This window comes from Desulfoluna spongiiphila, assembly GCF_900101345.1.
In the GTDB taxonomy this organism is placed as follows: Bacteria; Desulfobacterota; Desulfobacteria; order Desulfobacterales; family Desulfolunaceae; genus Desulfoluna; species Desulfoluna spongiiphila.
Genome location: NZ_FMUX01000002.1, coordinates 217,003 through 242,380, shown reverse-complemented (window position 1 = coordinate 242,380; position 25,378 = coordinate 217,003). Strand labels below are relative to the sequence as shown.

18 protein-coding genes are annotated in these 25,378 nt (G+C 59.5%); 10 read left to right on the top strand and 8 right to left on the bottom strand.

The annotated features are described in order from the left end of the window. The first annotated feature begins 76 nt into the window (after positions 1–76). Together BLQ12_RS04155 and rbr are read left to right on the top strand one after the other, a co-directional pair. A complete protein-coding gene (locus BLQ12_RS04155) occupies positions 77–1,015 on the top strand; it encodes an alpha/beta fold hydrolase (RefSeq protein ID WP_092208561.1) in 939 nt (312 codons plus the stop codon). Positions 1,016–1,438: 423 nt separating this feature from the next. Next, on the top strand, positions 1,439–2,014 hold the full coding sequence (gene rbr / locus BLQ12_RS04150; protein WP_092208559.1) for a rubrerythrin: 576 nt from the start codon (positions 1,439–1,441) through the stop codon (positions 2,012–2,014). Positions 2,015–2,488: 474 nt separating this feature from the next. Here rbr and BLQ12_RS04145 read toward each other — a convergent pair whose 3' ends face one another. After that, positions 2,489–3,322 (bottom strand): hypothetical protein, encoded by an 834-nt coding sequence (locus BLQ12_RS04145; RefSeq protein ID WP_092208557.1) that lies wholly within the window; start codon positions 3,320–3,322, stop codon positions 2,489–2,491. 578 nt (positions 3,323–3,900) lie between these two features. Here BLQ12_RS04145 and BLQ12_RS04140 point away from each other — a divergent pair. After that, positions 3,901–5,223: a DEAD/DEAH box helicase gene (locus tag BLQ12_RS04140; RefSeq protein ID WP_092208555.1), complete on the top strand. Its 1,323-nt coding sequence runs from the start codon at positions 3,901–3,903 to the stop codon at positions 5,221–5,223. Between the two features lie 125 nt (positions 5,224–5,348). After that, on the top strand, positions 5,349–5,804 hold the full coding sequence (locus BLQ12_RS04135; protein ID WP_092208553.1) for a YaiI/YqxD family protein: 456 nt from the start codon (positions 5,349–5,351) through the stop codon (positions 5,802–5,804). 229 nt (positions 5,805–6,033) lie between these two features. Here the strand turns inward: BLQ12_RS04135 and BLQ12_RS04130 are convergent, their stop codons facing one another. Further along, positions 6,034–6,930: a LuxR C-terminal-related transcriptional regulator gene (locus BLQ12_RS04130; RefSeq protein WP_092208551.1), complete on the bottom strand. Its 897-nt coding sequence runs from the start codon at positions 6,928–6,930 to the stop codon at positions 6,034–6,036. 546 nt (positions 6,931–7,476) lie between these two features. Here BLQ12_RS04130 and BLQ12_RS04125 point away from each other — a divergent pair. Continuing rightward, the gene (locus tag BLQ12_RS04125) at positions 7,477–9,195 is read left to right on the top strand and encodes an amidohydrolase (RefSeq protein ID WP_092208549.1); all 1,719 of its coding nucleotides are present in this window, start codon (positions 7,477–7,479) and stop codon (positions 9,193–9,195) included. Between the two features lie 268 nt (positions 9,196–9,463). Here BLQ12_RS04125 and BLQ12_RS04120 read toward each other — a convergent pair whose 3' ends face one another. The 5 genes from BLQ12_RS04120 to BLQ12_RS04100 all read right to left on the bottom strand — a co-directional run bounded on the left by BLQ12_RS04120 (position 9,464) and on the right by BLQ12_RS04100 (position 17,387). Beyond that, positions 9,464–12,634, bottom strand: a complete 3,171-nt coding sequence (locus BLQ12_RS04120; protein WP_092208547.1) for an efflux RND transporter permease subunit — start codon at positions 12,632–12,634, stop codon at positions 9,464–9,466. Positions 12,635–12,884: 250 nt separating this feature from the next. Then, positions 12,885–14,060: an efflux RND transporter periplasmic adaptor subunit gene (locus BLQ12_RS04115; protein WP_092208545.1), complete on the bottom strand. Its 1,176-nt coding sequence runs from the start codon at positions 14,058–14,060 to the stop codon at positions 12,885–12,887. Positions 14,061–14,078: 18 nt separating this feature from the next. Then, on the bottom strand, positions 14,079–15,491 hold the full coding sequence (locus BLQ12_RS04110) for an efflux transporter outer membrane subunit (protein WP_092208543.1): 1,413 nt from the start codon (positions 15,489–15,491) through the stop codon (positions 14,079–14,081). Further along, positions 15,488–16,123, bottom strand: coding sequence for a TetR/AcrR family transcriptional regulator (locus BLQ12_RS04105; RefSeq protein WP_092208541.1), 636 nt, complete (start codon positions 16,121–16,123; stop codon positions 15,488–15,490). Before BLQ12_RS04105 ends, BLQ12_RS04110 begins: the two co-directional genes overlap by 4 nt. A 433-nt stretch (positions 16,124–16,556) precedes the next feature. Then, entirely contained in the window at positions 16,557–17,387 is an 831-nt protein-coding gene (locus BLQ12_RS04100) for an HAD family hydrolase (RefSeq protein WP_092208539.1), read from the bottom strand. 689 nt (positions 17,388–18,076) lie between these two features. Between BLQ12_RS04100 and BLQ12_RS04095 the strand changes: the two genes are divergently transcribed. The 4 genes from BLQ12_RS04095 (at position 18,077) to BLQ12_RS04080 (ending at position 22,847) form a co-directional block, all read left to right on the top strand. Then, positions 18,077–18,991 carry an AAA family ATPase gene (locus BLQ12_RS04095; RefSeq protein WP_092208537.1) on the top strand — a complete coding sequence of 305 codons (915 nt, stop codon included), beginning with the start codon at positions 18,077–18,079 and terminating at the stop codon, positions 18,989–18,991. Continuing rightward, positions 18,988–19,938, top strand: coding sequence for a DUF58 domain-containing protein (locus BLQ12_RS04090; RefSeq protein ID WP_092208535.1), 951 nt, complete (start codon positions 18,988–18,990; stop codon positions 19,936–19,938). The genes BLQ12_RS04095 and BLQ12_RS04090 overlap by 4 nt, the downstream gene beginning before the upstream one ends. A gap of 288 nt (positions 19,939–20,226) precedes the next feature. After that, positions 20,227–22,215, top strand: coding sequence for a transglutaminase TgpA family protein (locus tag BLQ12_RS04085; protein WP_139163824.1), 1,989 nt, complete (start codon positions 20,227–20,229; stop codon positions 22,213–22,215). A 311-nt stretch (positions 22,216–22,526) separates the two neighbouring features. Next, positions 22,527–22,847: a YggL 50S ribosome-binding family protein gene (locus BLQ12_RS04080; protein ID WP_092208531.1), complete on the top strand. Its 321-nt coding sequence runs from the start codon at positions 22,527–22,529 to the stop codon at positions 22,845–22,847. Positions 22,848–22,947: 100 nt separating this feature from the next. Here the strand turns inward: BLQ12_RS04080 and BLQ12_RS04075 are convergent, their stop codons facing one another. Next, positions 22,948–23,724, bottom strand: a complete 777-nt coding sequence (locus tag BLQ12_RS04075) for a DUF4198 domain-containing protein (RefSeq protein ID WP_092208529.1) — start codon at positions 23,722–23,724, stop codon at positions 22,948–22,950. 673 nt (positions 23,725–24,397) lie between these two features. On the opposite strand from BLQ12_RS04075, the gene BLQ12_RS04070 reads away from it, so the two are divergent. Continuing rightward, complete coding sequence (locus BLQ12_RS04070; protein WP_175469484.1) at positions 24,398–25,369, top strand: ABC transporter substrate-binding protein; 972 nt, start codon at positions 24,398–24,400, stop codon at positions 25,367–25,369. The last annotated feature ends 9 nt before the right edge of the window (positions 25,370–25,378 follow it).

Genomic DNA, 25,378 nt, shown 5'->3' with positions numbered 1-25,378 from the left:
TATTGCTCTCACAGGTATATGGTAGCATTTGCACACAACCGACTCCGGCGAGAAGATAAGAAAGGAGAGAGGAAAGATGAAACAGGTTTTGCATGCGGCAGGCGAGTTCGTCACGCACCACAAAGGGCTGCCCCCAGAAACCCTGGAAAAAAACCTCATGGGCGAGTTACAGGCCGAATCAAAGACGTGTGAGGTAAAGGGGCATACCGTCCACTGGCTTGAAGCAGGCGACGGCCCCGCCCTGGTCCTGGTTCACGGCTGGTCCTGCTCGGGGTTTTTCTGGAAGCCCATGATCCCCCTTCTGAAGAAAAAATATCGGGTCGTGGCCCCGGACCTTCCCGGCCACGGCCTCTCATCAAAAGAGCATGATTCCTATCTCCCCGAAAAGCAGGCCGCACGCCTTCTGGAATGGCTCTCGGCCATCGGGGTGGACCGATTCGTCCTGGTGGGCCACTCCATGGGGGGCGAAATCGCCGCCCGCATGGCCCTTGACGCCCCGGACCGCGTCCTTTCCCTGGTCCTTGCCGGTGCCATCGGCCTGAGGCAGGTGCGGGACAGCCTTCCCTGGTACGCCCGTCTGGCCCTGACCCCCGTAGCCCAGAAGGTCGCCAATCGATTTCTCACCGAAAAAGCCCTGGCCCAAAGCCACCGCCTCTTCATGACCGGCCCGGGGCGTCCCCCCTACCCGGAGTGCACACGGGATATCATCCTGACCAACACCAACACCCCACGGGACCTGACCACCCTGTCCCAAACCACCCGCGACGGCCTTTTCCGGGACTTTATTGATCAGCAGGCACCCCGCATCGATACGCCGGTCCTCTGCCTCTGGGGAGAGATGGACAAGCTCGTGCCCCTGTCCGCAGGCAAGGCATATGCCCGCCTCATCCCCGGAGCACACCTTGCCCGGATCCCTGCCACCGGTCACATGATCCCCTGGGAAGAACCCGAGCGCATGGCATCGGAAATCATCGAATTTGCAGGGGAAGGCCCACAGGCCCACGAGCCATCCTGAAAACCGGGGCGAAAGCGCACCCCCTCGCCCGGCGGGACAATCCTTCCCGGCAAAGAAACACAAGGCCCCGGCCGGTATCTCCCCGAAATACCGGCCCCTCTTTTGGGTATGACACGCCCCACGCTTTCTGGTAGGATCAAAAAAATTCGTGCCCCGTGCCGTAACCACGGAAGGACAAAGCAGTCAGGCAGTGTGGTGGCCCCTTGAGCCACCACCGCACCACGCCGCAGGCCCCCCCGGCATACGACCCGAAACAATCGAACCCACCGGCGGTTCGAGCACGTTGTTGTCTTCGATAAAAAGCGGGCGACACCTGACCCGGCACAAGGGATCCTCCGGGGCACAGCCCCATGATCCGACGTCTCGGGTCTCTTCGCCCGCGTCAAACCGACCCATCTTTATGTCTTAAGGAGAAATCATACCATGGCTTCACTCAAAGGAACCCAGACCGAAAAGAACCTCCTCACCTCCTTCGCAGGCGAGTCTCAGGCCCGCAACCGCTACACCTACTTTGCCGGCCAGGCCAAAAAGGAAGGCTACGTTCAGATTTCAGCCATCTTTGAAGAGACCGCCAACCAGGAAAAAGAACACGCCAAGCGTTTCTTCAAATGCCTTGAAGGCGGGGAAGTGGAAGTGAAATGGAATTTTCCTGCAGGGGTCATCGGCACCACCCTTGAAAACCTCAAGGCCGCCGCCGAAGGGGAGAAAGAAGAGTTCACCAGCATGTACCCCGGCTACGCCAAGGTGGCACGGGAAGAAGGATTTGAGGCCATTGCGGTCCTCTTTGAGAACATCTGCGTCGCCGAAGAGCACCACGAAAACCGCTACCGCGCCCTGGCCGCCAACATCGAGGCGGGAAAGGTCTTCAAGCGTGAGGCGGGAACCGTCTGGGCCTGCCGCAACTGCGGGTACATCCACACCGGCGACGAGGCCCCCGTCACCTGTCCCGCCTGCGCCCACCCCCAGGCGCACTTTGAACTCAAGCCTGAAAACTATTAATCGCTGAGATCCTGATGATCCCTGTGTAGCCAAGGCCACACAGGGGTCAAAGAAAACAGCCTTCTATGGTTAAAGCCCGATGAACCACAGGGTCAAAAGGGATCAGGAAAAAACAAAAGCGATGCCTCCGGCGGCGAGGTGTGCCACCTCGAAAGCAGTTGCGAATGCGCTTTCCCCTTCGTTCCTCAGGGAAAATCACATTCGCCATTGATTCAAATGAAACCGAATCTGTTTTTAAAACCTGATAACGATTCAGCTTGCCTCCGGCGGGTCGCTTTTTTAAAAAAAAGCTCCGCAAAAAACGTTTCTAATGTGAAAAAGTGGAAATCATTTCGGCGGAGCCTGGAAAGGCTTGCTTAAGACCTGTTTGTCAAACCCGGTTTTATAAATCAGGCTAAAAGCTTGGCCCCCGGCAGGGCCGCCGGAGGCATCTCTAAAGGTATGCCACCTTGAAAGCAGGGCACCGCCGGGCTATCACAGCTGAAACTCAAAGGTGTGCTCCCGTTCGGTGCTCACCTGACCCACCACGCCAGGCAGGGCTTTGGCCATGCCTTTGTGGGACCAGGCCGCCACCTCATGGGGATAAAATGTGTCCGGGGCGTCAAAGGGGGCGCTGTGGTAATAGGTGTCATTTCTAAAGCTGATGGCCCAGTAATAAAAAATCTTCCCTTCCCCTCCGGACCTCAGCTCGATGGTGGCCTCGTCCTTAGCCTTCTTCATTTTATAGGCGATTCGGCCGTTGACGATGGCCCAGGGTTTATACATTCCGTTAAAAAAACCGTTGGGAAAGCCGTTGAACTTCAGCACCAGCTTCTCTTCACCGGTGGTAGCCGGAGGCTGGCTCGACTTGATCAGTACGTCGCACACCCTTCCGTCGGTGGCCGTCCAGTGGGTTCCGTGGTAATTGGGACCATGGCCCTTGGGCACATGCTTCAGGGAGGCAAGGGTCTCCAGCTCCAGGCTCGATGAATTCGCCTTCCCCAGAACCCAGTATCCGGAGCCCGTCCCGCACCCCTGGGCATAAAGCACCCCTGTCCCGAACACTTTCTGAAAAACCGGGCACTTCTTATGCAAAAAAACCTCTTCATACAGACCGTTCTCAACCCCCGGCAAGGTGGATGCCACATCATAATACCGGGGCATGCGAATGGTAATGAGTCTCTCGTCCAGCACGGAGTCATTCACAGACTCATCGACCCTCTCCACCGTGGATTCCGGTACGCCCACGGACTGCCCGGCGACGTTGTAGTAGATCATCCCGTTCTCTTTGTAAAACGTATCGGTGTGGATCTCCCGGCCGCTCTTCATGTAAATCACCGCAGCTTCAACGGCTGTCAAACCAGTGAAAACAAAACAACAGACCAACAATACTATCCGCTTCATCATTTTACCTTTTGATTTGTGATGTGTTCGTGAAAAACATCCGTCTCCCGGGCCCTCGCGCTGCGGCCCGACTCCCGTGCGACACCTCCGGCATCCCTTCCCAACGAGTCATTTTGCAGAGTCAACACATATGACATACCCCCAACAAAAGCAAAGAATCAAGGGGGTAAATGCTGACACCTTCCCGGGTACCCTTTTCTTTTTTTCCTGTGCACGCAATTTTAAGTAAGTAAGAACCACCCGCCGCAAGCCGGGGCGATTTATTCCACCTGGAGTCACAGCAAATCGCCCCCTGTTTCCCCCGACACCGACAGCCCTGTGGACAGACACGATTTCAGGTGTTATAGTCCGCTGTTCTTGGCGCACTTCGGTCGGCGCCATACACTACCGTCACGCAGTTCCGCGGATGACGGAGTCCAACACACAAGCCCGGCCCAGGCCGACCCATGACTGCCAATTTATCCATGGCTTAGGGGCAGGGTGATCCCGGAGTTTTCTTCCCCATGTTATTTTCACAGCTCGGCCTTTCCGCCGAATTGTTGCGCGCGATAGCGGATCAGGGCTACGAGCAGGCAACCCCGATCCAGGAACAGGCAATCCCACTCGTTCTCAAAGGCCACGATGTTTTGGCCGGCGCACAGACAGGCACCGGCAAAACCGCCGGCTTTGCCCTGCCCATGCTCCAGCGCATGCAGGCCACCCCGACAAAGGGCAAACGCCCTGCGGTGCGGGCCCTCATCCTGGTCCCCACACGCGAGCTCGCCGCCCAGGTAGGCGACAGCATTCGCGACTACAGCAAATACCTGAAATACCAAACCGCCATCATTTTCGGCGGCGTGGGCATCAACCCCCAGATTTCCAAGCTCCGCAGGGGCGTGGACATCGTCGTTGCGACCCCGGGCCGCCTCCTCGATCACCTGCAGCGAGGCACCCTCGATCTCAGCAAGGTGGAAACCCTGGTCCTGGACGAGGCGGACCGCATGCTGGATATGGGCTTTATCCATGACATCCGCAAGGTGATGAAAGAGCTGCCCCCGGAGCGCCAGACCCTCTTGTTCTCGGCCACCTTTTCCCGGGAGATCAAAAAACTCTCTTCGGCCCTTCTGAACTCACCGAGCACCATCCAGGTAGCCCGCCAGAACACCACGGCTGAGCTCGTAACCCAGGTGGTCCACCCGGTGGACAGAACCCGGAAACTCGAGCTGCTCTCCCACATGATCGGCGCCAACAACTGGAGCCAGGTGCTGGTCTTTACCCGCACCAAGCACGGAGCGAACTGGGTCAGCAGGCAGCTCCAGCGCAACGGACTGGTTTCCGACGCCATCCACGGGAACAAATCCCAGAATGCAAGGACCCGGGCACTCAACGATTTTAAAAGCGGAAAAGTCAGGGTGCTTGTGGCCACAGACATCGCCGCCCGTGGCCTGGACATCGAGCAGTTGCCCCACGTGGTCAACTACGAGCTCCCCAACGTCCCGGAAGACTACGTGCACCGCATCGGCCGCACCGGCCGCGCCGGACAGGACGGACACGCCGTCTCCCTGGTCTGCGTGGACGAAAACAAATTGCTCGCGGACATCCAGAGGCTGCTGAAACACAAGATCACAACCGAGGTCATCGAGGGCTATGAACCGGATCCGTCCATCATGCCCGAGCCGATCCTGAAGCGCAGCAACAAACGCTCGCCCCGCAACGGGCGCTCCGGGGCCAGGCCCTCACAGGGCGCCCGCAGAACAGGTGGAAACGGCAACCGAAGCAGCAACAGCGGTAACCGCCATGGCGGAAACAACCGCTCCGGTGGTGGCCGCCAGCGTCGCGCGAGCTGATCATAAGACAGCTTTAAAGACACATGTCGCCGTGCTGAATCCCTTATGGGACTTTCAGCACGGCGACCGCCCCGCCCTTCCCCGTCCATGAACAGCCCCCCAGCCCTTTTCCAGGAGACACCCCCATGACCCTTTACATTGACGGCGATGCCTTCCCCAACCTCCTGAAGCCTGTCCTGCTCCGCGCCGTGGACCGCCTCGCCATCCCCACCATCGTCATCGCAAACAAACGGATCACCATGGGCCCGTCAAAACATATCACCAGTATCGTCGTGGGATCCGGAGCCGATGAAGCCGACCACCGCATCGTTGAGATGGTTCAGGAAGGAGATCTGGTCATCACAGCGGACATCCCCCTTGCCGACCGGGTCATCACCAAAAGGGCCCATGCCGTCAACCACCGGGGTGAGCGCTTCACAGCCGAAAACATCAAAGACATCCTTGCCATGCGCAACCTCATGCAGGGTTTCCGGGATTGCGGAGAGGTCACCAAGGGCCCGGCTCCCATCAGCCAGAAAGACGTGAGCCGGTTCGCCAATATTTTGAATCAGTTCTGCAACAACCCGGCCTCTTTTCGCTAAAAAAGCATGCCTTGATCGGGCAGGAACATGCTGCGCGTATGGCGTAGAACACCTGGAGAAACGGTTGCCTGATGTCACCCTCCACGCGAATGCCCTGAAAGTACCTCCAGAACAAAGGCCCCCATGCATTCGCCATAGGGTTTCAAAGTGCCCCCACCTTGCCGCCGGAGGCGTTTTTTAAAGCTCTTTAACCACAGAAGGCTGTCTTTTTTAGATCGTTATGCCCCTGTCATTCCCCCGCGCCGGTTTTATCGCCACATGTTTGAAGAAATGCTCTCAAAGGAGTTTGGCTGTGGGTCAGTCCCAGTTTTTTTCGAAGGTGATGCCGGTGGGTGTTGACGCTTCCGGTGGAGATGCAGAGCAGCTCGGCGATCTCTTTGGTGCCCTTGCCTGATTTGATGAGATGGGCGATGCGGGTCTCCCGGGGGGTCAGGTTCCAGCCCGACGTGGCCAGGGCATCGGAAAAAGAGGACGTGAACTCTTCGAGGCCGGACTCGGCCACACGAAGGAGCGCCCGCTGACGCGGGGTGAGGCTCGTTGCTTTCAGGTCTTCCAGGGGCGGCAGAACCAGCTGCGTGACATTGGCGGCCAGACGGGTTTCCAAAAGCCCCTTGTCTTCTGTTTTCAGGGCCATCACCGTCCTCAGGGCCGATTTTAACTCGGCCACCTCCACCTCCAGCTCTCGAACCCGGGCCTCGGCGTCCGCCCTGGGAGTCAGGTCGTGGATAAAGGCAAGCAGTCCGCTGACCCTGCCGGAGCCGTCCACAACCGGGGCGTGGTAGGAGTTCCAAAAGGTCGTCACCTTTTTATCCCCGAAGTCCGTCTCCAACGTCACATTGCTTAACGCCGTGGGCTGACAACAATCCAGGGTGCGGGCCAGCATGGGCTTCAGGCATGCGGTGCTCTCAGGGACACAGTCAAAATAGGAGACGCCCGTTTTCATCTCAAGAGCCGGAAGGTTGTAGCGAGTCAGGATCTCCGCATACCCCCGGTTGTAGCCGTGCAGGACAAACCGTTCATCAAGAAACAAGGCGGCCACCGGCATGTCGGCTCCCAATAGATCCCTTGCAGCCGCCTCTGCGTACACAGGTGCTCTCCCCACCGACGGCAGGTGCTCTGCATCCATACGAATCCTCCTTTCATTCACGCCATTGCCCCCTGCCCCTTCCTGCAATCGATGTATTTTATCCCACAGGTACCAAAGGGCAAGCCTTTCCGTCGGAAGGGGTGCCTTCTATGGTTAAAATTCGGATGAACCACAGGGTCAAAAGGGCTCAGGAAAAAACAAAAGCAATGCCTCCGGCGGCGAGGTGTGCCACCTCGAAAGCAGGTTGCGAATGCGCTTTCCCCTTCGTTCCTCAGGAAAAATCACATTCGCCTTTAAATGAAAACTCATTCAAAATTTTTATCAGACCTGTTTGTCAAACTTTTCAAAAGTTTGGCCCCCGGCAGGGCCGCCGGAGGCACCTTTAACCAGATCGCTTAAAAAAAGGTCCCGTCTACGCCTTCGGTATAGAGCCGTCTCTCTACTTTTCTCCCCATTGTTTCCATATTTACTTCCCGGGGCCAGGCGATACAGTGATGCCATATCACAACGGCCGGAGGGCTGCCGCCGGAGTGTGCGGATCACATCGGCGGCGGCCTGTCCCGGCCCCTAACAGGGAGGACACACATGGCCGCAGAGCTGGTTATCACGCATGGAAAAGTCATCACCGTAGACGAGGAAAACAGCATCCGGGAAGCCGTGGCTGTTGAAAAAGGGCGCATCGTCGCCGTGGGCTCCCATGCCGACATGGCGCCGTACATCGGGCCGGCCACACGCGTTCTGGATCTTAAGGGAAAGCCCATGCTGCCGGGGATCAACGACACCCACATGCACGGACCCTATTTCGGGGCCACACGACCGCCCCTGGCCCTGGATCTGTCGGCCCCTTCGGTGACCTCCATTGAGGAGATGGTCACCGCACTTCAAGACAAAGTGGCGAAAACCCAGCCCGGGGAGTGGATCCGCGGGTTCGGCTGGGACGTGGGGACCTTGAAGGAGTGCAAACACGACCCGTCCCGCATGCCGCGAAAATCAGACATCGACGCGGTCTCACCGGACAACCCCGTTGTGTTCAACGACTTTTCCGGGCACACCCTGCTGGTCAACAGCAAGGCCCTTGAGGTTGCGGGCATCAACGCCCAGACCCCGGCCCCGCCCTCCGGGGAGATGGAGCGGGACCCTGCTACCGGAGAGCCCACAGGTCTCTTCAAGGAACCGGCGGCCATCGCCATGGTCTCGGCCCACATCCCCTTGCTGACCCGGGAGGAAAAGCGCCAGGCCGTTCTCACCGCCGTGGCGGAGCTCAACAAAAACGGCATCACCAGCTTCACCGACGCAGCCATCGGACCGGGGGGTGAAACCATGCTCTTCGGGGTCATGAGCGGTGAGTTTGTAAAGATTTATCGAGACTTGCTGGAGGAAGGAAGACTCACCGTCCGCACCAACGTGCTCCTGCTCATGGGCGATTACGGGGCCCTGACCCTTGACGACATCAAAGAGAACTTCGACACCTTTCCCATTCCCAACGACACCGACCCGCATCGGCTGAAATTCTCCGGGGTCAAGATGTTTGCCGACGGGGTCCCCCTCACCGGAACCAGCTGGATGAACGAACCATACGTAGCCGGAGGGCACGGGGATTCCGTGGTTCCGGGCAGCACAGAGACGGAAAAGCGAAAAAATCTTAAAGAAATGGTGAACTACGTCCACGCCAAGGGGTTCATGGCAGGGATCCACGCCACGGGGGACCGGGCCGTGGATGCCGCTGCCGAGGCCTTTATGTACGCCTGTGACAACAACCCCGGCGTACCCGTCCGCCACCAGCTCATCCACGGGGACTTCATGGACCCGGAGACCACCCGGGCTTTAAGCAAGTACCCCTGCGGGGTCTCCATGCAGCCCGCCATCGGTGCCATGATCTCGGACTTTGAGCCCGCCGTGGTGGGCGCCGAAAGGGCTGCCAAAGAGTTTCCCGCCCGCATGGTCCAGGAGAGCGGCCTGGTCCTCACCTTCAGCTGCGATGCCCCGGTCACCCTGCCCAACTGGCGCCAGGGCGTCCAGGCGGCGGTGCTTCGGGAAAACGCGGTATCGGGACGGGTTAGCGGTCCGGAAGAGCGTATCACCCGGGAGGAGGCAATCCGGGCCTACACCATCAACGGCGCCTGGCAGGACAACATGGAAAGGGAGAAAGGCTCCATTGAGGTGGGAAAACTGGCCGATTTCTGCATCCTGGGCGAGGACATCCTCACCGTGGAGGCCCGTCGCATCGGAGAGATCCCGGTGCTGGCAACGGTGTTTAACGGAGAGATTGTCTTTGACGAAAGCAACGGGCTGTTTGAGGCGTAAGTCTCGAAGGCGATTCGGAGACAAACGGAATCAGCCCGGAAAGCGGGCGGTGACATGGGATGGGTGGGTCCGGCAAGACGCCACGGCGCAAAGGCAGGGGCATGGGTATATTTCAGATTGTACCCAGGCATGGTGTTCAATATGAAATATGGAGGTAAAAAATACCCCCGCCGCACCACAGGCAGCCTCACCGGACCCGACACCGATGCTATCTTTTTTTCAACCTGTGATCAACCGCATTATGCAGCCCGGCCCTCTCCCATGGGAATCACCCGTCATGGGACAGAAACGACTGGTTTTCTTTCCTCTGCCACAACGCGCCTCGGGCATCTTCCAGAATCATGTAAAGGGACGGAATCAGAAGCAGGGTGATGAGGGTGGCAAAAAGGATCCCGAAGCCCAGGCTGATGGCCATGGGGATGAGAAACTGGGCCTGGACGCTGGTCTCCAGGATCATGGGCACCAGACCGAAAAAGGTGGTGAGCGAGGTCAGAAGAATGGGCCGGAACCGCCTCTGACCGGCTTCCCGGGTTCCTTCCAGGATGGTCATGCCCCTGGCCCGGTTGGTGTTGATGCGGTCGATCATGAGCAGGGAGTCGTTGACCACCACGCCGGAAAGGGCAATGACGCCGAAGAGGCTGAGCATACTTAAGTTGTACCCCATGAGGAGGTGGCCGAAGATGGCCCCCACGATGCCGAAGGGGATGGCGAACATGATAATCACCGGCTGGCCGTAACTCTTAAAGGGGATGGCCAAAAGGGCGTAGATGGCAAACAGGGCAAGGAGGTACCCCTCTTTCAGGCTGCCCAGGGACTCGCGTTTCTCCTTCTCCTCCCCTGCAAACCCATAGGAGAGGCCGTCGTAGGTCGCCATAAGGCCCGGGAGCAGCTTCTCGCGGATATCGGCGTTGATCTCCCCTGCGTTGCCCTCCTTGGTGTTCACCGTGGCGGTGACGTTTACCACCCGCTTGCGGTTGTTTCGGGTGATGGTGGAGTAGCCCCGGCCCCGGTCAAACCGGGCGGCCCGGGCGATGGGGATCTCACCCCCCATAGGGGTTCGGATGCGCATGGCGGTGAGGGTCTGCATAAGCCGCCGGTCCCCTTCGGGGTAGCGGATCTTCACCTTCACCTCGTTGCGCCCGATCTGCAGGCGCAGGGCTTCGCTGCCGAAAAAGGCGCCGCGCACCTGGCGGGCAAAGTCCGCCTCGGTGACCCCCAAGGTTTTCGCCTCATCGGTGAGGGTGAACTTGATCTCCCCCTTGCCCGCGGAAAAATTGTCCTCGATATCGGTGACGCCGGGATAACCGGCCACGTAGGCTTTCACCTCTTCAGCCGCGGCCTCTAACACCCGGTAGTCCACGTGCCGCAACTCAACATCGATGTTGGCCCCCATCTGCACGAGGTTGGTGGTAAAGGTCAGGGAATCGGCGCCGGGGATCTCCCCCACCTTCTGCCGCCACAGCTCCTTGACATCGCCGATGGCCACGGTGCGCTCTTCGGCCCGGGTCAGGAACAGGGCCACCTGGGCGATGTTGGTGGACGTGGCACCGGACTCCCCGTTGTTCGCAGGTCCCGTGGCCGCCATGGCGCCCCCGACGATGGCGTAGACATGGCGAAAAATCGTGGGCTCGCCGGATTGCCCGGCGTCCATCTCGGCCACGGCGTCCATGGCGGTTTCAATGAGCATGTCGGTCTTTCGGCCCGTGGCTTCCAGGGTGGTGCCCACGGGCATTTGAAGGGCCGCGGTGATGCGCTCTCCCTCCACCTCCGGCATGAAGGTAAACTTGATCAGGCCGGACCGGACGATGCCCACGCTCAGGAAAAGCAGGGCGATGCCCACAGCAAAGGTGGTGTACCGATGCGCAAGGGCCAGGTCCAGGGTTCGCCTGTAAGGGCCTGCCACAAAGCGCTCCAGCCGCTCTCCGAAGTGAATCCGCACCGCGTCGATGCGCCCCAGCACAGGGCCGGAGAGGGGTTTTGAAGATCCCCCGCTCAGGTGGGCGGGAAGCACGAAGAGGCTCTCCACAAGGGAGACCAGAAGAAGGGAGATCACCACAATGGGCACGGCCACCATGAATTTCCCCATGGTTCCGGCCACAAAGGCGATGGGCAGAAAGGCGGCCACGGTGGTGAGAATGGAAAAGGTGACGGGAACCGACATCTCGGTGGCCCCGTCGATGGCGGCCTGCAGAAAAGGCTTCCCCTTTTCGCGATGCTCGAAAATGTTCTCTCCCACCACGATGGCGTCGTCCACCACGATGCCCAGGGCCAGGATAAAGGCAAACAGGGAAATCATGTTCACCGACACGTCAAAGGAGGGCAACAGCATGAGGGCCCCCATAAAGGAGATGGGAATCCCCAGCATCACCCAGAGGGCCAGACGCAGCTCCAGGAAAAGCCCCAGCACGATAATCACCAGACAAAGGCCCAAAAGGGCATTTTTTTTAAGCAGGTTCAGGCGGCTCTCCAGAAGCTCGCTGGTGTCGTTCCACACCGCCGCGCGCACGGAGTCCGGCCAGAGGCTGTTGAGCTCATCCACGTAGCCCAGGACAATATCGGAGATCTCCGTGGGCTTCTGGTCCCCCACACGAAAGACGTTGATCATGGCCGCGGGCTTGCCGTCAAAGCGGGCGTAGGTGCCGGTGTCTTCGAACCCGTCGGTTAAAACGGCGATGTCCCCCAGGCGCACCGTGGCTCCGTTTTCCCCGCGGACGATGACAATATCGGCGTACTCCGCAGCCTTGTAGCGTTTCTCCTTGGTACGCAGCAGGATCTCGCCGCTGCGCGTCTTGATGGTGCCCCCGGGCAGGTCCAGGGAGGCCTGGCGCACGGCTGCGGCCACGGCCTCCATGGTGAGGCCATAACGCCTCAGGTTCGCTTCCGGCACCTCCACGGTCACCTCGTAAGGGCGCACCCCGCCGAGCTCGACCTGGGTGATCTTCGGATGGTCTAAAAGCTCGTTTCTCACCATCTCGGCGCGCTCCCTCAGGGTCCGTTCGGGCAGGTCGCCATAGACCACCACCGAGACCGTCTCCTGAAGGTTTAATATTTTGCTGACAATGGGCTGCTCGGCGTCTTCCGGGAAGGTGGTGATGCGGTCCACCTCGCTCTTGATATCCTGGAGCACCACGTTGGGGTCCACCCCGGTGCGCAACTCTGCGATGACGCTGCCCCGCCCCTCAAAGGCCTGGGAGGAGAGCTCGTCGATGCCGTCGATGCCGGAGATCGCCTCCTCGATCTTCAGGATAATCCCCTCCTCCACCTCTTCGGGACCGGCTCCGGGGTAGTCCACCTCCACCTGGACCTTGTCCAGGGCGATCTCAGGGAAAACCTCCTGTTTCACGCCCAGGCCCTTGACCAGCCCGCCCACCACAAAGACCATCATCAACAGGTTGGCCGCCACGTGGTTGTTCGCCATCCATTCAATCCATTTTTTCATCTCGGCACCTAAGGGTCACACTGCGTTAAAAATTTGAATTCTTGCCCCGGTATCGCCTCCGGCAGCCCTGCCGGGGGCTAAACTTTTAAAAAGTTTAACAAACAGGTCTAAAAAACGACTCAGGCCAATATAGATCAAAGGCAAATGTGATTTTCCCTGAGGAACGAAGGGAAAATCGCATTTGCAACCAGCTTTCGAGGTGGCTCACCTCGCCGCCGGAGGCATGCTTCTGGCTCTTTAAAAGTCCCGGTCAGGGGGCTGCGTTCCACTGTCTCAGTTTCATGCCCGGGGCGGCTCCGGCCACCCCGGAGGTAATGGCCAGCTCGCCTTCGGCAAGGGGCCCTGTGACAATGGCCCGGGCCTTTCGGCGCCACACCACGCTTACCTCCCGCACGGACAGGGTGTTGTCCGGGGTGAGGACATACACCCATTTGCCGTCCACAAGGGCCTCCAGGGGAACGGAAAAACCAGAGTCGATGGGCCTGCCCACCAGTTCCACCCCCACATACATCTCGGGAACCACGGCGGCCACCTCATCGTTAAAGGGCTCCTTAACCCTCACCAGAAGCCGTGCCATGCGGCCGTCGGGGTCCACATCGGCCAGGCGCCTCACCAGGCGACCTGTTCGGGTGACCGTCTTCTCTCCCGATTTCAGGCTCACCCTCACCTCGTCCTGCTCCGGATCCACCCAGGCCAGCTCTTCGGCTGTCACCGGAACCACCACGTCCATGCGGTCGGAGGCCAAAAGGGTGGCCACCTTCATGCCCTGGGAGACAAACTGACCCGGGGCCACGGTTTCTCCCAAAACCCGGCAGGCAAAGGGGGCCTTCACCGTGCAGCGCTTGATGTCCAGGCGCCGTGCCGCAAGATCGGCCTTGGCCCCTTCAAGCTGGGCCTTTGCCGATGCCAGCTGCGGTTCGTAGAGCAGGAGGGGGGACGGGCTCATGCCCTCACGCCCCGGCATCCGCTCCCACTCCAATTTCGCGGACCTGGCCTTGGACCGCACCTCGGCAAGGGCCAGGACCGCCTGGGCCACCTGGGATTCGGCCTTGACTGCGGCCAGGCGATAGTCCTCGTCATCTATGGTAAAAAGGATCTCACCGGCGGCAAAGGACTTGCCCACCTCCAGATGATCCGCCGTCACATACCCCGAGACCCGAGGCACGACGTCCATCTGCTGAAACGGCACCACCGTGCCCTGGGTCTCGATACGCACCCGCCCTTCGGCCCGGGCCACGGACACCGTCTCCACCAGCTGGCCCCGCTCCGCAGCCGAGGTCCTTTCCGGTGCCCGTTTCAGATGGATCATCACCCGCATCACCAGAAACCCCGCCAGGATGATCACCAGGGGCAGTACCCATTTCAACCACGCGCGCCCTTTTTTTTCCATCGTCTTCTCCTTGCTCAACCGCCGTTCATCGTCCATGACTCATCACTCCGTTTATCAATCTGTCGTCACATAGGTCCTGACCCATGTGTCGCTGAAAGACCCTCCAAGGGCACGGGCCAGGCCGATGCGATTGGACAGGAGAAGGCGCCTGCTGGTTGCAAGGCGGCTCCGGGCTTCATTTTCAGCAATACGCGCGATCATCAGGGTCAGGTAATCCGAAGCGCCTTCCAGGTATCGGCTGGTTACGTAGGCCGTGGTGGCCGAGGAGGCATCAAGGGACTCCTGCAGGCGGGCGTCCTCCCGTTCGCCGTTGCGGCACCGGGTGAGGGCGTCCGCCGCCTCGGTAAAGGCCACAAGGGCCGTGCTGCGGTATCGTGCCAGGGATTCGTCAAAGGCGGCCCTGTCTGCTTCCACCAGGGCTTTACGCCGTCCCCAATCGATAAGGGGAGCCAGGAGGTCCCCGCCGATGTTCCACACGGCCCCGCTCGTGGACCCGGCCTCCCATCCGTCACCGGCCCTGCCGTAGCCCGCGGTGAGGCTGAAGGAGGGAAAACGATCCGCCAGGGAAACGGCCACGGCCTCATCGGCTTTCTTCACATCCAGCATGGCTCGAACCATGTCGGGCCGCCCGAGGATCAGCCGCGAAGAAAGAGGCTCATCGGCCAGGGGGGGCATCGTGGGAAGGGGTTTTCCCGATATTCCGGGCACCGTGTCCTCGAAATCTCCGGGCTTGCGGTTGAGCAAAGCGGAAAGGGCATGGTCGGCAACAGCCACGTCGGTGCGGTACCTGGCAAGGGTCACCTCATCCACGGCAAGCTCGGTCCGGGTGTCATAGACATCCCGGGCCGTGGCCGTGCCCTGGCCGTAGCGCCACTCAATCATCTCCAGAAGTTCCCGGCGCATGTCCACCCGCTCTTCAGAAAGATCCAGCTGGACCTGACGCTCAAGGCGAAGGTACCAGGTGTCCGCCACCTGGGCCGACACCGACACAAGGGTGGCGGAAAGGGAGGCAAGGGATGCCTCCCGGTCCAGAGCCCGCTGTGCTTCCAGGGCCTGCCTGCCGCCCCAGAGGTCCAGCTCGTAGGAGGCCACCGCCGACAGGCTCCAGGAATTGGAGATCCCGCCCATGAACCCTTCGGTGCGGGCACGGCCCGCGGAGCCGGAGAGGTTGATGCCGGGAAGATCCGCCGCCTTCTGGCCCGCCAGAAAGGCCTCGGCCTTTCTCACGTTGGCCGCCGCCTCCTCCAGGGTTGGGTTTTCCCCCAGGGCCCGGGCCACAAGCCCGTTGAGGGTCTCGTCCTCAAAGGAGAGCCACCAGTCCACCTCCGGGCGCAGGGTCTCATCCCGGGTGTCCCGCAAATCAGAGGCCTTCTCCACAAGGGCACCGGTTGCCGTCCGCTCATGGACGGAGCAGGCGGAAAAGGCCGCCAGCCCTAAAGCCAGAACAATCAACCAGCATCGTTTCATAAGTCCTCCATGCCTCGTGTAACAAAATCGATGAGGGAGTCCACCACCACCTCTTCAGGCAATGCCGTGGTCAGTGCCATGGGACCGGAGTCCGTCTGGTACCCGCGCACCGCGTGGATGGCATGCTGCATGGCCCCCAGAGACATCCGCAGCCTCAAGGCCACCTCTTCCCGTGGCAGATTCGGAAGGGCTTCGTACAGGACATCCAGGTAGCGGTCCAGCAGGGGTTCAATCAACGGCCTGACCCGCTCCATGATCGCCCCCTTGTGCTCGGTAAAGATCCGGCTCATGATCATGGAGAACCCTCCGAACTCCGGCTGGACAACGGCCCGCAAGGTGGGGTTGATAAGGGCGACCATCACCGCCCGGACAGACGGCGTCTTTCCGGCCTCTGCGGCCTCGGCCTTCACAGCCTCCAGCCTGGCCAGTCGAATGACGTTCAAGGGCTCCAGGCGCCTGCGGAGCACCGCGTCCATGAGGTTCTCCTTGCTGCCGAAATGGTAATTCACCGACGCGACATTGACCCCGGCCCGCTCGGTAATCTGTCTCAGGGAGGTGGCATGAAAGCCCATCTCCGCAAAAAACGACTCCGCTGCATCCAGGATGTTTGTCTTGGTCTCTTCCACCGCCATCTCTTATCTCCTCTCCCGGTATTCACCACTCCCGGCCATGGATCCGCATCGTGCCCCTCGGCAACATGCCATATCCCATCTTTTATGGATTCTACCCCACGGTAATTCAAACAATTGTTTAAATCAACTGTTCATTTCAAACAATTGTTTAAAAATTATGCCCACGCGTGTTTGCTATGCCTCGGAAACCAGGGGAAGTATCGGCCAGGGGATTAATCAGGGGATACAAGAAACTGTTCAGCTCAAAATCACCTCCGGCGATTCTGCCGGGAGGCCAAACGTTTCAAAAAGTCTACTTGAATGAATTTCGTTTTAAAGGCGCATCCGCAACCTGCTTCCAAGGTGGCACACTTTGCCGCCGGAGGCTGCTTTTTAAAGCTGGGTAGTGATGAAATACAAAATCCTACGGGAACTCTGCCGGGGCCAGGCCGCATCAGGCGGAGGTGACAGCCCAGCGCCCGATGGCTTCCGAGACCCCGCAGGTGTCATTGTCCGACACAGCGGCAAAGGAGGCTTTCAGGTCGTCCGGGGCGTTGCCGACGACAAACCCCTGACCGGACCAGTGGAGAAGGTCTTCATCGTTGTAGTCGTTACCCACGGCCATGGTATGGGAGGAGGAGACACCGCACTGCTCGGCAAGGTAGGAGACCGCTTCGCTCTTGCAGATCCCCTTGGGAAATACCTCCAGCCAGGTGCTGGTGCCGTCAAAGGGAGAGGTGGTGCGAATCACGGTAAAGTCGGCCAGGGCCTCGGAGACAGACGCAAAGAGTTCGCTGGCCCGCGCCTCCCGGGTGATGGCAAGAAACTGGGAGGCAGGGCCGGAAAAGGACCCGTTCATGGGCTCGGAGAGGCCGTCGTAAAAAGAGAGGCGGGTATCGAAATCGGGATTTTCCGGGGTGTGCCGGTGGTAGACGAAGCGGTGGCCCTCGGGCACGACACCATGGACCATGTAGTCGAAACCGAAGGAGTCAAACACGCCCTTGATATAAAGGCAGGCCCCATGGGAGAGGCTCGCCTCCCGGATCATGTTGTCCGCCGGGTCCGGATACCGGGCAATCCCCACCCCGGTGGAAAAGACGAGGTAATCCACGGGCAGGTCGGCAGGGGCTGCTTTCATAAAGGAGTACAGATTGCGCCCCGTGGCGATGACGCGGATGACGCCCTGCTCACCCAGCCGCCGAAGGCTCTCGAGATCCTTTTCCGCCACCGTGCGGTCACTCCGGAACAGGGTCCCGTCAAAATCCGTAATCATCATGCGCTGCATGGGCTCTCCACCCCTTTCGTTCCCGGTTTCATGGCGCCGGGGCCAACCGTCTGCCCCGACCAAACCCCATAGCCTACCATGAAACCATTCACGGCTCAATCGGACGGCAGGGCAAAACCGGAGTGAAAGGCCTTAGGGGCCTCTACAAAGCAAACCACCCAAAAACGATGCCTCCGGCGGCGAGGTGTGCCACCTCGAAAGCAGGGTGCGAATGCGCTTTCCCCTTCGTTCCTCAGGGAAAATCACATTCGCCATTGATTCAGATTATACTGAATCTGTTTTTATAGCCTGTTTTTAAACCCGTCATTCATAATGATCAGGCAAAAGTTTGGCCACCGGAAGGGCCGTCGGAGGCATAAACCGAACAGTCACACAAACAAATGCGTTCACCCTGGAGGCAAAATCCGGGGCCCGGCCCTTGCGCCACGCCGCCCCTTGGGGTGGAGGGAAACATTTGACTTCATTGCCGTCAACCACGTATCATCATAAAATTAACGTTTTGCCGACAAGGGCCACCAGCCGCATGGCTCGCCCGCCACAGGTTCCCACCTTGCGACCCGTCACCAGGGCGGCCGAAACGTGCGCCTGTACCTCAGTCCATACGTCCGAATCCCTATGGGCCCGGTTCCTTTCACAGCAAGGGGGCCGCATGTCCCGGGAACCTCGGCCCACTTTTTCACGAGGCCGTCATGAAAAAAGCCTTTGATGATATCATCACCGCCATGAGCCAGGTTGTCTTCGGTAAGACCCACGAGGTCAAACTGGCCATCACCTGCCTCTTTGCCGGCGGGCACCTCCTCATCGAAGACCGCCCGGGCATCGGCAAGACCACCCTTGCCAAGGCCCTCTCCCGCTGTCTGGGCCTGGGGTTCACCCGGATGCAGTACACCAGCGACATGCTCCCGGGAGATCTCCTGGGGGTCTCCATCTTCGACCAGACAAGCGGCAGCTTTGTCTTTCACAAAGGCCCGGTCTTTACCCAGGTGCTCCTGGCCGATGAGATCAACCGCGCCACCCCCAAGAGCCAGAGCGCCCTGCTGGAAGCCATGGAAGAGTGGCAGGTGACCGTTGAAGGGAAAAGCTACCCCCTGGCCAAACCTTTTTTTGTCATCGCCACCCAGAACCCCCTGGAGCAGTCCGGCACCTTTCCCCTGCCGGAGTCCCAGCTGGACCGGTTCCTTATGAGGATCAGCGTGGGGTACCCGGACCGGAAAGCCGAGCGGGAGCTTCTTGAAAAGGGCAATCGAAAACACACCATCGAGTCCATCCAACCGGTACTGGACACCCACCGCGTCATGGACATCCGACGCAACATCGCAGCCATCCACGTCTCCGGCGCCTTCCTGGACTACGTTCAGGACCTCCTCGATTTCACGCGCAACGCCCCCCACTTCACCCACGGGCTCTCCCCCCGGGCCGGGCTGGCCTTCCTCCATGCCACGCGCTCCTGGGCCTGCATCCACGGGCGGGACCACGTCATCCCCGAAGACCTCCAGGCCGTCTTTCCCTACATCGCCGGCCACCGGCTTCAATCCCGGGACACCCGTGCCGAGTACTCGTTCCAGCAGCTTCGGGACCTTCTCATGGAGGTACCTGTCCCGTGAAAGGCGCCCTTGGAAATGCCGTGCGCCGCGTCACCTCCCGTGGCCACCGGCGCCCGCTGCCCCTTGGGATCAAAGGGATGCGCATCTATATCCTTCCCACGGGCCGGGGGGTTCTTTTTGCCTGCGCGGTGGTTTCCATGATCGCCGGTTCCATGAATTACTCCAACAACCCCGGATTTCTCTTTGCCTTTCTCCTGGTCGCCATGGCCATGATGTCCACCCTCTACACCCAGAAAAACATCAAGGAACTCACCCTGGTATCGGAAAAACACACCGCCGTTTTTGCAGGAGAGCGACTCTGGTTCGAGCTGGCCGTCAAATCGGACACCGCCCCCCGGTACAACATCTCGGCAGGTTTTAAAGGCCAGGGAAGACAAACCCTCGACATCGCGACAGGCGAGACCGTCACTTTCCGCCTGCCCCTTGATGCCCCGTGGCGGGGACGGTTCAAGCCCGGCCCCCTTGTTGTCAGCTCCACCTACCCCTTCGGGCTCTTTCGCACCTGGGTCACCCTCCGGCTGGACACCGAGTACCTTGTCTTTCCCAAGCCCCTTTCCCACCCCTTTGTGAGCAGCCCGGGCCCCGCCGAAGGAGAGGGCATCGGCGCCTCCCCCCAATCAGGGGCCGAGGACTTCAAGGAGTTACGGAGCTACCGGGCTGGGGACCCATTGAACCGCATCGCCTGGAAGACCCTGGCCCGGGGCCAGGGAGTCTGGACCAAAACCTTTGAGTCGGAGCGCAGCAACGCCGTCTACATCTCGTGGGACCTTATCCGGACCACCCAGCGGGAGACACGTATCAGCCACCTCTGCCACCTGGTCCTGGAAGCCCACAGGCAAGGGGTTGCCTACGGGCTCATGGCCCCCGGCATCACCATCAAACCGGGAGCCCCGGGCAGCATCGCCCACCGCGACCACTGCCTCTCATCCCTGGCCGTGATTCCATAGCGCAAAAAAACAAAAGCGATGCCTCCGGCGGCGAGGTGTGCCACCTCGAAAGCAGCTTGCGAATGCGCTTTTTCCTTCGTTCCTCAGGGAAAATCACATCCGCCTTTAAAGTGACATCCATAAAAATGCTTTTTTTATGACCTCTTTGTTAAACTTTTTAATAGTTTAGCCCCCGACAGGGCCGCCGGATGCTGTTTTTTCATTCATATTGAACCTCAAAAAAGGCTTGATGCACACACCGTGTTGACCCATTCGACAAAAAAAGGCCGCCATCCCCGGGAGGAGGCGGTGAAAGGAACCCTTCCCCTGCTGGTGGCGGCCCTTGCGGCCGGGCTGATTCCCCACATGCCCCATCTCAGCCCCTGGATCCCGGCCTGGTGTTTCGTATTCTGGGGGTATGCCGCCCTTTCGGAACCCAGGGGGTGGCCCCTGCCACGGCCCCTGTCCCGCATGTGCCTTACCTTCCTAGGGTTCGCCTGTGTGTTTGTCTCCAGCAACGGGGTCATCGACAACAGCTTCGGGGCCGGTCTCCTCTGCGTGATGGCGGGGCTGAAAACCCTGGAGGTCCGGCGGGAACGGGACCTGTTCATCGCCATTTTCATCGCTTACTTCATGGTGGTCTCCAGCCTCTTTTTCTCCGCCTCCCTTGTCATGACGGTCTATATGGTGGCGGCCATGATCCACATCACCGCCATCCTGCTGCGCATCAACTGCCCCGGCGTGCCCCTCAAGGAGGCCTTCAAGGTATCGGGGGCCATCACCGGCAAGGCCATTCCCCTCACCCTGGTCCTCTTCTTCTTCTTCCCCCGCATCGACGGCAGCCTCTTCGGAATCAGTTCCAAGCGGAGCGCCACCTCGGGTTTTTCAAACACGTTGTCCCCGGGCAGCGTCTCCCGGATGGTCAAAAGCGAGGCCCCGGTCTTCCGGGTGACCTTTGGAGACGCCATTCCCTCTCCGGATCAGCGCTACTTCCGGGGCATCGTCTTCCAGACCTTCGACGGCATCACCTGGCGCTCCACCACCCGCCCCCCATCCGGCGCTTTGGTGACGTCGGCCGCATCCCACGTCTCCTACGACATCATGGTGGAGACCAAAAACTCGGACCGGCTGTTTCCCCTGGACCTTCCCACGCGCATCCCAAAAGGCACGAGGCTTAGGGCTGACTACACCCTTGAAAAGCCCAAGGGCGGCTTAAAGGAGGCCCCTTACCGATTTCAATCCGCCACGGCCTATGCCACAGGCCCCTTCAACCCCTGGGAAGCCGTCTTTACCCGCCTGCCGGCCGGAGGAAACCCCCAGAGCCGTCGCCTGGCCCGTCGCTGGCGGGCCCAGGCCACCGAAGCCCGCCAGGTGGTGGACAACGCCCTGGCCTATCTCGGGTCCAACGGATTCGTCTACACCCTGAATCCCCCGCCCCTGTCAGGGGAAAGGGTGGACCGGTTCCTCTTTGAATCCCGGAAGGGCTTTTGCGAGCACTACGCCTCGGCCTTTGTCTACCTCATGAGGGCGGCTGGAATTCCGGCGCGTATTGTGGGGGGATACCTCGGCGGAACCGTCAACCCCATGGGCCATTACCTCATCGTCCGGCAGGCCGATGCCCACGCATGGACCGAGGTCTGGCTCAAAGGCGAAGGCTGGGTGCGGGTGGATCCCACCTCGGTGGTGGCCCCGGATCGGGTGGAGCGGGGGGCGGGCTTCGGGCTGCCCGAGGCCGATCGGCCCTCTTTTTTCATAGGCGACGGGGCCTCGTTTCTTGCCCGGGGGCTCAAACGGATCCAGCTGGGATGGGATGCCGTCAACTACCACTGGGACACCCGGGTCATCGGCTACTCCGGGACCTTGCAGGATGCCTTCCTTAAAAAGCTGGGCGCCTCGTCCGGCAACTGGAAAGGCTGGCTCACCGCCGCGGCCTGGGGCATCTCTTTTTGCGGGGCCATCTTTGCCCTGGCCTGGCTCATCCTGGAGCTCCGGAGCCGAAACCGAACGTCTCCGGCCCGGGCAAGCTGGGAGCTGTTTCAAAAAAAGCTGAGAAAAGAAAACATCACGCGCCATGGGGCCACCGGACCACTGGATTTCCTCGATCACATCAAACGGGAGCACCCCCACCTCTACCCCGAGGCACGGAGCATCATCCGCCTTTATGTGGCGCTCACCTACGGACGGGATGCCGGAAACAACACAAAATTGGGGGATCTGAAACGTGCGGTGACGCGGTTCAATCCCAGAAAAATCCACCCCCGGGCACAGGAGACCGGCCCCCGTGTCCGCCGCATTTAGATTGTTGCCTCCGGCGGCCCTGCCGGGGCCAAACTTTTAAAAAGTTTGACAAACAGGTCTTAAGCAAGCCTTTCCAGGCTCCGCCGAAATAATTTCCACTTTTTCACATTAGAAACGTTTTTTGCGGAGCTTTTTTTCAAAAAACGACCCGTCGGAGTCATCGATTCCGGGCCGTATATCTTTTTTGCTTGTTTCTAAATGCGTTCGCCCCGGGATGGAACCACTTTTGTATTGCGTCCGCCTTTAATTCGTGTAAGCTGAGTCGCCAATTAATTAAGACCACATTTTAAATAACAGGATATGAAAACAACATGAAAAAACGACTGAGAAAAAAGCTGCACGTGGGTGAATTTCAGGAGTTCGGATTCAACCTCACCATCAAGTTCACCGAAGGAAACACCAATGAGGCCTTAGACGCCTTTGTGGAGACCTTCCTGGATGAGGTGGTCGATCCCAACGGCCTCGATTTCGGCGGCGGCGGCGACTGCTTCGACTTTGCCGGCTTCGTGGTTCTTGCAACCCGCGGCAGCGTCACCGAAGAGCACCGCGCCCTCACGAGCGCCTGGCTCGAAAAGCGCGAAGACGTCACCTCCTTTGAGGTGGGCGAGCTCGTTGACGCCTGGTATCCTTAAGCAGAAAAAAGGGCGAAGGCGCGATCATGGACGCCTTCGTCCGCCCTGACCGATTCAGGAACCGCACCTTCGCCCAGGGCCCGTTACAGGCCCCTTGCCATCACCCCACCCCGAAGACCAGAACAGCACGCATCACATGGCTGTCGTACCGGGGAGTCGGGGTCTCTTCCTTCTTCTCCACCCGAATCATCCAGGTGCCGTCATGGGTCACCTTTACCCGGACCAGTCCGTCATCACCTGATCTGCTGTAATAGGCATAGGTGTTGGGATCATCTGAAAATCCGTCATAGGTGGCAAAGATTTCTGCAGCCAGGGGCTTGCCCTTGTAAAGAACCATCACGGTGAGCTCATCCCCGGGCGATACCCGCGCCGGGTTCGTTACAGGGACGATCTCAAGGGTCTGCCCGAGGACCTTTGCATACCCCTTGTCCGGGTACCCGGAAGTCACCAGGGCCTTGCAGAATTTTTCGTATTTACCGCTTTTGATCACCCCTGTGCATTCGTTTTTGGGCGCCTGTTTCCACCCGGAGTCCGTCTGGGTCCACACCATCCCCTTCCGATGGCCGCTGAGAATCGCCGTCCCATCACCAGCCAGGGTAACCGCCCCGTCCAGGGTCATCAGGGTCGGGTTCTCCGTCAGGGAAACAGGAATCTCAGACGTACCGGAGACAAGTTTGACCGAGACATTGGCCACGGGCTCCACCTCCTCGCTCACCATGAAAACATGGGCAGACAGGATACTGAAGGGAAGTGTCTCTCCCTTGACAGCGGCAAGCTTGACCGGATTGATAATGAACTCATGGGCACACACCTGGGAAACAAAGACAAAACAGCTCACCAGAAACAAAAGAAAAAGCTTGCCGTTCAAGCGCTTCATACACGCCTCCTAAAATAGGGTTCATGAAAAAACGACCATCAAAACAAAAAAGCCACAAAGTGATGACGAACCGCGCTTACGGTGCATCAGCCTTCGTGGCTTGACGTTTTTCCTTTTTCGGCCATGTCTATGCCGTGCCAAAAAAGTACAAAGAGGTATTTTTCTTTTGAAACCTGCAGGTTCCTATTGCTCTTTTTCCTCTCACAGCCCCGCGCATATGTCAACTATTTTTGTTACTATTCAGCTTATGCCTCGGGCGGCCCTGCCGGGGGCTAAACTTTTAAAAAGTTTAACAAACAGGTCTTAAAAAGACTTCTTGAATACATTTTGCTTTTAAGGCGGATGTGATTTTCCCTGGGGAACGAAGGGAAAATCGCATTCGCTACCCGCTTTCAAGGTGGCACACCTTGCCGCCGGAGGCTGTTTTTTCAAAGCTGAATAGCTACCTGTTTTTAACACATAAACAGCTTTCTCACACAGGCAAAGAAACTGGAGCAAAAGACGCGTTCAACCTGCGGTGCGTCACGGCCTGGGATGCCCTGCCTCGCGTCGGCCGCAACAACCGGGGTACATTTTTCCGTAAAAATCCTGTATAGAGCGTAAGGTTACGCGTACTGTGATAAGGCGTTTTCCCCTTGGGAACACCGCCTTTTACCCCCATGCCATGAGGTCCATGATGAAAAAGCCCGCTTTTAAGGCAGCCCCCAACCTGTTCGCTCTGCTGACCCTGATGCTGATCTGTATCACAGGCCCCACCGCCCATGGGGGCACCCAACCCACCCTGCGCATTGCTCTTTTGCCCATCCCCGATGTGCTGCCCGTGTTTGTTGCCGAGGAAAAGGGCTACTTCAAGGAGGCGGGCATCCGTGTGGAGACCATCCCCGTGGGCAGTGCCCTGGAGCGGGACCAGCTCATGCAGGCGGGCCGCATCGACGCCATGGTCAACGAAATTTCCGGCACGGCCAGCTTCAACCGGGACAAGGTCCGCATGAAGATCGTGGCCGTGGCCCGGGCCCCCAAAGGGGATTCCCCTCTTTTCCGCATCCTGTCGAGCCCCGGATCGGGGATCACCACCCCGGCACAGCTTGCGGGCGTGCCCATCGCCGTCTCCAAAAACACGGTCATCGAGTACTTAACGGACCGCCTCTTAGGCGAAAAAGGGCTGAGCCAGGACGAGATCATCAAAAAATCAGTGCCTGTCCTGCCCGAACGCATGCAGCTGCTCCTCTCCGGCCAGATCGAAGCGGCCACCCTGCCCGACCCCCTGGCCTTTGCCGCCATGAAAGCGGGCGCCCATGTGGTGATGGACGACACCCGCGCGCCTCTGTACAGCGCCAGCGTCCTCTCCGTCAGCGCCGACACCCTCACGCGGCACGAACAGGCCGTGGATGCCTTTGTCAACGCCTGGATGAAGGCGGCACAGGATCTCAACGCCGACCCGGAGAGCTTTCGCCCCCTGATGCTCAAAAAAATCAGGGTGCCCAAAAACGTGCGCCAGACCTTTGCCATCCCCCCCTTTCCCGTGGACACCGTGCCCTCTGCGGAGCAGTGGGACGATGTCATGGCCTGGATGACGGCAAAGGGCCTACTCAAATCCCCCATCGCCTACGACACGTCCGTTGTGACCGGTCGCCCCAAGGAGTAACCTGAGCCA

Excerpts from the sequence above, each read along its gene's own strand:
- BLQ12_RS04155 (WP_092208561.1), top strand. The coding sequence starts at position 77 with ATGAAACAGGTTTTGCATGCGGCAGGCGAGTTCGTCACGCACCACAAA.
- rbr (WP_092208559.1), top strand. The coding sequence starts at position 1,439 with ATGGCTTCACTCAAAGGAACCCAGACCGAAAAGAACCTCCTCACCTCC.
- BLQ12_RS04145 (WP_092208557.1), bottom strand. The coding sequence starts at position 3,322 with ATGAAGAGCGGCCGGGAGATCCACACCGATACGTTTTACAAAGAGAAC.
- BLQ12_RS04140 (WP_092208555.1), top strand. The coding sequence starts at position 3,901 with ATGTTATTTTCACAGCTCGGCCTTTCCGCCGAATTGTTGCGCGCGATA.
- BLQ12_RS04135 (WP_092208553.1), top strand. The coding sequence starts at position 5,349 with ATGACCCTTTACATTGACGGCGATGCCTTCCCCAACCTCCTGAAGCCT.
- BLQ12_RS04130 (WP_092208551.1), bottom strand. The coding sequence starts at position 6,930 with ATGGATGCAGAGCACCTGCCGTCGGTGGGGAGAGCACCTGTGTACGCA.
- BLQ12_RS04125 (WP_092208549.1), top strand. The coding sequence starts at position 7,477 with ATGGCCGCAGAGCTGGTTATCACGCATGGAAAAGTCATCACCGTAGAC.
- BLQ12_RS04120 (WP_092208547.1), bottom strand. The coding sequence starts at position 12,634 with ATGAAAAAATGGATTGAATGGATGGCGAACAACCACGTGGCGGCCAAC.
- BLQ12_RS04115 (WP_092208545.1), bottom strand. The coding sequence starts at position 14,060 with ATGGACGATGAACGGCGGTTGAGCAAGGAGAAGACGATGGAAAAAAAA.
- BLQ12_RS04110 (WP_092208543.1), bottom strand. The coding sequence starts at position 15,491 with ATGAAACGATGCTGGTTGATTGTTCTGGCTTTAGGGCTGGCGGCCTTT.
- BLQ12_RS04105 (WP_092208541.1), bottom strand. The coding sequence starts at position 16,123 with ATGGCGGTGGAAGAGACCAAGACAAACATCCTGGATGCAGCGGAGTCG.
- BLQ12_RS04100 (WP_092208539.1), bottom strand. The coding sequence starts at position 17,387 with ATGCAGCGCATGATGATTACGGATTTTGACGGGACCCTGTTCCGGAGT.
- BLQ12_RS04095 (WP_092208537.1), top strand. The coding sequence starts at position 18,077 with ATGAAAAAAGCCTTTGATGATATCATCACCGCCATGAGCCAGGTTGTC.
- BLQ12_RS04080 (WP_092208531.1), top strand. The coding sequence starts at position 22,527 with ATGAAAAAACGACTGAGAAAAAAGCTGCACGTGGGTGAATTTCAGGAG.
- BLQ12_RS04075 (WP_092208529.1), bottom strand. The coding sequence starts at position 23,724 with ATGAAGCGCTTGAACGGCAAGCTTTTTCTTTTGTTTCTGGTGAGCTGT.
- BLQ12_RS04070 (WP_175469484.1), top strand. The coding sequence starts at position 24,398 with ATGATGAAAAAGCCCGCTTTTAAGGCAGCCCCCAACCTGTTCGCTCTG.